This window comes from Pseudomonas emilianonis, from assembly GCF_023072625.1.
GTDB classification, from domain to species: Bacteria; Pseudomonadota; Gammaproteobacteria; order Pseudomonadales; family Pseudomonadaceae; genus Aquipseudomonas; species Aquipseudomonas paraveronii.
The window spans coordinates 1-8,210 of sequence record NZ_JAKNRV010000238.1 but is presented as its reverse complement, the minus strand read 5'-3'; the positions used below and the strand labels follow the sequence as shown (position 1 = coordinate 8,210).

Here is an 8,210-nt window from a genome sequence, read left to right as displayed (position 1 = left end):
AGCCGTGACGTGCGAACTCGTCTTCAGCCGCTTGAAGAATCGCTTGCTCGTTCTTTTGCCGAATACGGCTGGCGGGCTTCCCGGCGTGGGTGCTGTGGGATGCCGTGGCACGTTGCTCGGCAACGGTTTATACGCGCCTGCTCGCGCGTTTGCTGGAACTGGCGCAGGTGGTGCCGCTGATGGAAAGCTGGTTGATCGCCCTGCGCCCCGGCGAGCCGTATTACCGTGCCGCCGCATTGCCCGACAAAGGTCGCGCGGTCGGCCTGACCGAAGCGGCCCGTGGGGCGCTGGGGCATTGGCTGGAGGTGGAGCACGGGAAAATCTCGCGCTACCAGATCATCGCCCCGACCACCTGGAACTTCTCGCCACGCGATGCCCAGGGCCAACCCGGTGCATTGGAACAAGCCTTGCAGGGTGCTCCAGTGTTACCCGGCGAAAAAAGCCCGGTAGCGGTGCAACATATTGTTCGCTCTTTTGACCCGTGCATGGTTTGCACGGTGCATTGAAAAGGAAATCCCATGGAACGCCTGACCATTTCCCTGGACCGTGGCCTCGCTGAGGAGCTGGACGCACTGATTCGCGACCAGGGTTACCACAACCGTTCCGAGGCCATGCGCGACATTTTGCGCCGGCATATCGAGCAGGCGCGTCTGGAGCAGGGCCAGGCGCCGCATTGCGTGGCCAACCTGAGCTTCGTTTACGATCACCATTCACGCACCCTTACCGAACGGGTGATGGACCTGCAACACGCGCATCATCACCTGACCATTGCCAGCCAGCATGTGCATCTGGATCACGACAACTGCCTGGAAAGCCTGATGCTCAAAGGCTCGTCCGATGAAGTGCGCGATTTCGCCCATCGTGTGTGCGCCGAGCGCGGCGTGCGTCATGGCTCGCTGAACCTGATCCCGGTGGAGCCGGATGCGACCCACGAGCAGGCCCACAGTCACCTGCATCTGCACCCTAAAAGCTGACGACCATGGCCCGTAAACCGCCACCCGGCAGCCTCGACGAAGACGCCTGGATCGAAGTCATCGCCAGGATGGACGAGGTCTATTCCAAGCTGGTGCAAGACGAAATCGCCCTGGAAGAGAAGAACGTCGAACTGGAGCAGTCGCAACAGTTCATCGCCGGGCTGCTGTCGTCGATGTCCGACGTGTTGCTGGCCTGCGACCCCGAAGGGCGCATTGAAGAGAGCAACAGCGCGCTGCGCACGCTGGTTGGCCTCGATGAGCAGTCATTGTCCGGTAGCCCGGCCTATGCATTGTTGGCCGACCCGCACAGTGAAACCCAATTGCGCCAGACCCTCGCCAGCTTGCGCCATCCCAACGCCAGCGCCTCGCTGGAGGTCAACTTCAGGGATGCAAGCGGCGCGCCGGTGCCCGTGGACGTCAGTTGCACCGTGCGCAGCGCTGGCAACGGGCGCTTTATCGGGCATGTGCTGGTGGGGCGACCGCTGGGCGAACTCAAGCACGCGTATCGCCAACTGCACGAGGCCCACGAAGCGCTCAAGCGCACCCAACAACAACTGTTGCACGCGGAAAAAATGGCCTCGCTGGGGCGCCTGGTGGCCGGTGTCGCCCACGAACTGAACAACCCGATCAGCTTTGTGCTGGCCAACGCGCATGTGCTCGACAGCTATGGCAAGCGCCTGCAGCAGTACCTGCAAGCGGTCCACGACGGCGAGTCGCAAACCAGCCTTCAAGCCTTGCGCCGACAGCTGCGCATCGATCCTCTGCTGAGCGATTTGCCGTCGTTGATCGAGGGCAGCATGGAGGGCGCGCAACGCACCGCCGACATCGTCAGTGCCCTGAAGCGCTTCTCGGCCGTGGACCGTGAAGCACTGGGCGAGGTCGATCTCAATGACGTCATTGAGCGCGCCATCCACTGGGTTTGTCGCGGCGTCGCGCCTGATCTGCAGGTGCATTGGCAGGCCGTTGATACGCCAGCGGTGCGCGGTAATGCCGGGCAACTGCTGCAAGTGCTGATGAACCTGATGCAGAACGCCTACGATGCCGCGCAAGCGGCCAACCAGGCCGTGCCGACAGTCTGGATCGATGTGACCCAGGAGCCTGGGTGGGTAACGCTGCGTTTACGCGACAATGGGGCGGGCATCGCAGAAAAGCACCTGAGCCAGGTGTTCGATCCGTTCTTTAGCACCAAGCCCGTGGGTAAGGGCACGGGCCTGGGGTTATCGATAAGCTACGGCATCATTGAGCGCTGCGGCGGTCGGATGTCGGCTACCAATCACCCCGAGGGCGGTGCGCAGTTCACCGTGACGCTGCCCGAAGCCGGGCTTGCCTGAACCGATAATCCAGCACCGTTGCTGGAAGTTCATTGTCCACTTATCGGCTCGGCTGGACAGTCACTGTCCAGCCGCCATGTTCTGCGAGCGCCAGACCGTCGCCCGACCACGCCTGAATGGCACTCGGCAAGTAAACTGGCACAGGGTTTGTATGAAGTTTTTCAGTTTCTTCATACTTGAACCCATCTTTCTGGAGTTCGCATGCCCTTGCATCCTGTTTCACCGGCTCTTGCGCCTATGACGTTCAAGCGTCGCGTCCTGGCGATTTTCGCCGGCCTGATCGCTGCCAACCTGCTGGCCTGGGCCTGGGCTTTCACGGCCTTCCATGACTATCCGCTGCTGCTGGGCACCGCTTTTCTGGCCTACAGCTTCGGCCTGCGCCATGCCGTGGATGCCGATCACATCGCCGCCATCGACAACGCCACCCGCAAGCTGATCCAGGAAGGCCGACAAACCGCGAGTGTCGGCCTGTTCTTCTCGCTCGGGCACAGCACCGTGGTGATCCTTGCCTCGCTCGGTATCGCCCTGACGGCCACGGCGTTCAAAAGCGAAATCGAAGCCTTTCACGGCATCGGTGGGCTGATTGGCACCTCGGTGTCTGCCGCGTTCCTGTTGCTGGTGGCGCTGATCAACCTGCTCATCCTGCGCTCGGTGTACCAGGCGTTTAACCGAGTACGCCGCGGCGAGCGAATCGGCGAACAAGAAATGAGCGCGATACTCACCGGCGGCGGCCCGATTGCTCGGCTATTGCGCCCGCTGTTCCGGCTGATCAGCCGTCCCTGGCACCTCTATCCGCTGGGCCTGCTGTTCGGCCTGGGTTTTGATACGGCCACTGAAATCGGCCTGCTGGGGATTGCGGCGGTGCAAGCCTCGCAGAGCCTGCCGATCTGGTCGATTCTGGTGTTCCCGGCGCTCTTCACGGCGGGCATGGCGCTGGTCGATACCGCCGACAGCGTGATGATGACCGGCGCTTACCACTGGGCACTGGTCAACCCGGCCCGCAAGCTCTATTACAACCTGACTATCACCTCCATGTCGGTGTTGGTGGCCTTGCTGGTGGGCGGGGTGGAGGTGCTCGGGCTGGTCGCTGCGCGTTGGGATCTGCACGGTGGCGTGTGGGACTTCATCACCGCGCTGACCGACAACTTCGGCATGATCGGCTACCTGATCGTCGGGATATTCATCCTGACCTGGACCGTTTCCGTGTTGTTCTACCGCTTCAAAGGCTACGACCGCCTGGACGTGACGCCCGCCTGAGCCTTCTCTTCCTTTCAATGGCTGGCGAGGTTCTCTCGCCAGTCACTTTCCCCGCCGGATACATAGTTTCCAGGCTGCATAAATAGTGGAAACAAACATTCCATTTCAGCTTTGTTACAGCGTGTATCGGTGCACTCGGTAAACAATAAAAAATTCTTTAAAAACATATGGATAAGTTAATTGGTAAGCAATTTATCCACGCCGCGGCGAAATGGCACAGGTCTTGTACTTACCAGATAACTGAACGTCATGGGTTATCCGCATGTTTCCAGCCGCCGTCGCAATCATGACCACGGCTGCAGCCTCAACACCCCATAGAACTGATGGCCTTTGTAGCCGACGGCATGGCGCCTGATTTACCTGGTCAGGCACAGATTTCCAACACACCGAGTGCAGCCCCCGTTGAAGAACATTCGCGGGGAGGAGAAATAAAGTAATGGAAACGTTTTACGAGGTGATGCGCAGACAAGGCATCTCGCGCCGCAGCTTTCTCAAATTTTGTTCCTTGACCGCAACCTCGCTGGGCCTGGGCCCGGCATTCATGCCCAAAATCGCCTGGGCCATGGAGAACAAACCGCGCACACCAGTCCTCTGGCTGCACGGCCTGGAATGCACCTGCTGCTCGGAGTCATTCATCCGCTCCGCGCATCCGCTGGCCAAGGACGTGGTGTTGTCGATGATCTCCCTGGATTACGACGACACCTTGATGGCCGCCGCCGGGCATCAGGCCGAGGCGATCCTTGACGAGGTCATGACCAAGTACAAGGGCAACTACATCCTGGCCGTCGAAGGCAACCCGCCACTGAACCAGGACGGTATGAGTTGCATCATTGGTGGCAAGCCCTTCGTCGAGCAGTTGAAGCGTGTTGCACGCGATGCCAAGGCGATCATTTCCTGGGGCTCCTGCGCCAGTTGGGGCTGCGTACAGGCCGCCAAGCCGAACCCGACCCAGGCCGTGCCGATTCACAAGGTCATCACCGACAAGCCGATCATCAAAGTGCCGGGCTGCCCGCCCATCGCCGAAGTGATGACCGGGGTGATCACCTACATGCTGACCTTCGACCGCATTCCTGAGCTGGACCGTCAGGGCCGGCCGAAAATGTTCTACAGCCAGCGTATTCACGACAAGTGCTACCGCCGTCCGAACTTCGACGCCGGTCAGTTCGTCGAGTCCTGGGACGACGACGCGGCGCGCAAGGGCTATTGCCTTTACAAAGTCGGCTGCAAAGGCCCGACCACCTACAACGCGTGCTCGACCGTGCGCTGGAACGGCGGCACCAGCTTCCCGATCCAGTCCGGCCATGGCTGCATCGGTTGCTCGGAGGAGGGGTTCTGGGACAAGGGCTCGTTCTATCAGCACCTGAGCGGTATCAACCAGTTTGGGGTTGAAGCTAACGCCGATGAAATCGGCCTGGCTGCCGGTGTCACCGTAGGCGCAGCGATCACTGCCCACGCCGCCGTCACCGCCCTCAAACGCGCCAGTAACGGCAAGGCGCCCACTACCTCGCCTGACGCCCCAGCGACAAAACAGGAATAAGCACCAATGAGCACCTATTCGACTCAGGGTTTCGACCTCAACAACACAGGCCGACGTATCGTTGTCGACCCTGTGACCCGTATCGAAGGCCACATGCGCGTCGAGGTCAACCTCGATGCCAACAACATTATCCGCAACGCCGTTTCCACCGGCACCATGTGGCGCGGCCTCGAAGTCATCCTCAAGGGCCGCGACCCACGTGACGCCTGGGCGTTCGTGGAGCGTATCTGCGGCGTCTGCACCGGTTGCCACGCGCTGGCCTCGGTGCGCTCGGTAGAGGACGCGCTGGGCATTCGCATCCCGCCGAACGCGCACTTGATTCGCGAGATGATGGCCAAGACGTTGCAAGTCCATGACCACGCCGTGCATTTCTACCACCTGCATGCACTGGACTGGGTGGACGTGGTGTCCGCGCTCAAGGCTGACCCCAAACGCACCTCGGAATTGCAGCAGACCGTTTCGCCGGCTCACCCGTTGTCGTCGCCGGGTTACTTCCGCGACGTACAAAACCGCCTGAAGAAGTTCGTCGAAAGCGGGCAGCTCGGGCCGTTCATGAATGGCTATTGGGGCAACCCGGCTTACCAACTGCCGCCTGAAGCCAATCTGATGGCCGTGACCCATTACCTTGAAGCCCTCGACTTGCAGAAAGAGTGGGTGAAAATCCACACCATCTTCGGTGGCAAGAACCCGCACCCTAACTACCTGGTCGGCGGCGTGCCGTGCGCGATCAATATCGATGGCGATCTGGCCGCCGGTGCGCCGTTGAATATGGAGCGCTTGAACTTCGTGCGTGCGCGCATCGATGAAGCGCTGACCTTTTGCCGCAACGTGTATGTGCCGGACGTGCTGGCCATCGGCACCATCTACAAGCAAAAAGGTTGGCTGCACGGTGGCGGTTTGTCGGCAACCAACGTGATGGACTACGGCACCTACGCCAAGGTCAATTACGACGACAGCACCAACCAATTGCCGGGCGGCGCAATCCTCAATGGCAACTGGGACGAAATCCTTCCCGTGGACCCTCGTGATCCCGAGCAAGTGCAAGAGTTCGTGACTCACTCCTGGTACAACTACCCGGACAACGACAAGGGCCTGCACCCGTGGGACGGCATCACCGAGCCGAACTACGAGTTGGGCGCGAAGACCAAGGGCACCCGCACCAACATCGAAGAAGTCGACGAAAGCGCCAAGTATTCGTGGGTCAAATCGCCTCGCTGGCGCGGCCATGCCATGGAAGTCGGGCCTTTGGCGCGTTACATCCTGGGTTATGCCCACGCCCTTAAAGGCAACCCGCATTGCCAGCGGGTCAAGGAGCAACTGGAAGGTTCGCTGCGAGCCGTCAACCACGACTTGCCAAAAGCCCTGGGCCTGGCGGAAACCAACCTGAGTGCCAAGCAACTCTTGCCAAGCACGATTGGCCGAACCCTGACCCGTGCCCTGGAAGCCGAGTACTGCGCAGAAATGATGGTCGACGACTGGAACGAGTTGATGACCAACATCCGCAACGGCGACCGCGCTACCGCCAACGTCGAAAAGTGGGACCCGTCCACCTGGCCGGCTGAAGCCAAAGGGGTCGGCATCGTTGCCGCGCCACGCGGCGCATTGGGCCACTGGATCCGGATCAAGGACGGCAAGATCGAGAACTACCAGTGCGTCGTGCCCAGCACCTGGAATGGCAGCCCGCGTGACGCCAAAGGCCAGATCGGGGCTTTCGAAGCCGCGCTGATGAACACGCCGGTGGCGATCCCCGATCAGCCTGTGGAAATCCTGCGCACGTTGCACTCCTTCGACCCGTGCATGGCCTGCGCCACCCACGTGATGAGCGAGGACGGCGCGGAGCTGAGCACAGTCAAGGTCAGTTGATCGATTGTTCAACGCTGCAATTGGCAGGCGCTACGGCGCCTGCCCATCCAAAGGTGACGCTATGACCCAACCTACTCAAAGCCCCATCGACCAGTCGGAATACGTGTACGAGGCGCCCGTGCGCCTGTGGCACTGGATCAATGCCGCCTGCATTGTGGTGCTGGCCATCACCGGTTACTTGATTGGCTCGCCGCTGGCCACCCAGCCGGGCGAAGCCAGCGAGCATTTCGTGATGGGCTACATCCGCTTTGCGCATTTCAGCGCGGCCTACATTTTCACCATCGCCATGATCGGGCGCGCCTATTGGGCGCTGGTGGGCAATCATCATGCCCGCGAACTGTTCTCGGTGCCGCTGACCAGCAAGGCGTACTGGGCCGACATGAGCGCTTGGATGCGCTACTACCTGTTCATCGGGCCTACTCCAACACCGATGTTCGGCCACAACCCGCTGTCGCGTTTCGCGATGTTTTTCATCTTCCTGCTGACCTCGCTGTTCATGATCCTGACCGGCTTCGCACTGTATGGCGAAGGCGCGCAAATGGGCTCGTGGCAGGAACGCACCTTCGGTTGGGTACTGCCGCTGCTGGGGCAATCCAACAATGTGCATGTCCTGCATCACTTGGGCATGTGGGTGATTGTGCTATTCGTCATGTCCCACATCTATGCCGCCGTGCGCGAAGAAATCAACGGACGCCTGAGCTTGGTCGGGTCAATGATTTCCGGCTACAAGACCTTTAAAAAATGACCACATTGGTAGAAACCGCCATGAGTCCTCTCCAACCGACACTGCCGCAGATCACTGTGCTGGGCATCGGCAATCTTTTGTGGGCCGACGAAGGCTTCGGCGTGCGTTGCGTCGAAGCCTTGCAACAGCGTTATGAGTTCGCCGACAACGTGGCGCTGATCGATGGCGGCACGCAAGGCCTGTACTTGATCCAACATGTTCAGCAAGCCGATTACCTGCTGATTTTCGACGCCGTGGACTACAACCTCACGCCTGGCGAACTGAAGTTCATCGCCGACGACGATGTCCCCAAATTCCTCGGCATCAAAAAGCTCAGCCTGCACCAGACCGGCTTTCAGGAAGTGCTGATGCTCGCGCAATTGACCGGCCACTACCCAACACGGGTGTTGCTGATCGGTTGCCAGCCGGAAAACATGATGGACTACGGCGGCAGCCTGCGCGCCAGCGTCAGGGCCGCCATGGAAGGCGCGCTGGATGAGGCGCTGCGCGTGCTCGACAGTTGG

At 60.5% G+C, this 8,210-nt stretch carries 8 protein-coding genes and 1 pseudogene; 8 read left to right on the top strand and 1 reads right to left on the bottom strand.

From position 1 onward, the window contains the following. Positions 1-79: pseudogene (locus tag L9Z73_RS20630) on the bottom strand (TetR/AcrR family transcriptional regulator); the annotation flags it as partial. 25 nt (positions 80-104) lie between these two features. Between L9Z73_RS20630 and L9Z73_RS20625 the strand changes: the two are divergent. From L9Z73_RS20625 to L9Z73_RS20590, 8 genes are all read left to right on the top strand, one after another. Then, a complete protein-coding gene (locus L9Z73_RS20625; RefSeq protein WP_247404784.1) occupies positions 105-506 on the top strand; it encodes a nickel-dependent hydrogenase large subunit in 402 nt (133 codons plus the stop codon). Between the two features lie 12 nt (positions 507-518). Continuing rightward, positions 519-974: a nickel-responsive transcriptional regulator NikR gene (gene nikR, locus L9Z73_RS20620; RefSeq protein WP_247404781.1), complete on the top strand. Its 456-nt coding sequence runs from the start codon at positions 519-521 to the stop codon at positions 972-974. A 5-nt stretch (positions 975-979) separates the two neighbouring features. Beyond that, complete coding sequence (locus tag L9Z73_RS20615) at positions 980-2,305, top strand: PAS domain-containing sensor histidine kinase (protein WP_247404778.1); 1,326 nt, start codon at positions 980-982, stop codon at positions 2,303-2,305. Positions 2,306-2,506: 201 nt separating this feature from the next. Next, a complete protein-coding gene (locus L9Z73_RS20610; protein WP_247404775.1) occupies positions 2,507-3,562 on the top strand; it encodes a HoxN/HupN/NixA family nickel/cobalt transporter in 1,056 nt (351 codons plus the stop codon). Positions 3,563-3,998: 436 nt separating this feature from the next. Beyond that, positions 3,999-5,099 (top strand): hydrogenase small subunit, encoded by a 1,101-nt coding sequence (locus L9Z73_RS20605; protein WP_247404772.1) that lies wholly within the window; start codon positions 3,999-4,001, stop codon positions 5,097-5,099. Between the two features lie 6 nt (positions 5,100-5,105). Continuing rightward, positions 5,106-6,962, top strand: coding sequence for a nickel-dependent hydrogenase large subunit (locus L9Z73_RS20600; RefSeq protein WP_247404769.1), 1,857 nt, complete (start codon positions 5,106-5,108; stop codon positions 6,960-6,962). A 61-nt stretch (positions 6,963-7,023) separates the two neighbouring features. Then, positions 7,024-7,707, top strand: coding sequence for a Ni/Fe-hydrogenase, b-type cytochrome subunit (cybH, locus tag L9Z73_RS20595; RefSeq protein ID WP_247404766.1), 684 nt, complete (start codon positions 7,024-7,026; stop codon positions 7,705-7,707). Next, positions 7,704-8,210, top strand: a 507-nt coding sequence (locus L9Z73_RS20590; protein ID WP_247404764.1) for a HyaD/HybD family hydrogenase maturation endopeptidase, incomplete at its 3' end; no start/stop codon positions are given. The genes cybH and L9Z73_RS20590, both read left to right, overlap by 4 nt.

Excerpts from the sequence above, each read along its gene's own strand:
- nikR (WP_247404781.1), top strand. The coding sequence starts at position 519 with ATGGAACGCCTGACCATTTCCCTGGACCGTGGCCTCGCTGAGGAGCTG.
- L9Z73_RS20615 (WP_247404778.1), top strand. The coding sequence starts at position 980 with ATGGCCCGTAAACCGCCACCCGGCAGCCTCGACGAAGACGCCTGGATC.
- L9Z73_RS20610 (WP_247404775.1), top strand. The coding sequence starts at position 2,507 with ATGCCCTTGCATCCTGTTTCACCGGCTCTTGCGCCTATGACGTTCAAG.
- L9Z73_RS20605 (WP_247404772.1), top strand. The coding sequence starts at position 3,999 with ATGGAAACGTTTTACGAGGTGATGCGCAGACAAGGCATCTCGCGCCGC.
- L9Z73_RS20600 (WP_247404769.1), top strand. The coding sequence starts at position 5,106 with ATGAGCACCTATTCGACTCAGGGTTTCGACCTCAACAACACAGGCCGA.
- cybH (WP_247404766.1), top strand. The coding sequence starts at position 7,024 with ATGACCCAACCTACTCAAAGCCCCATCGACCAGTCGGAATACGTGTAC.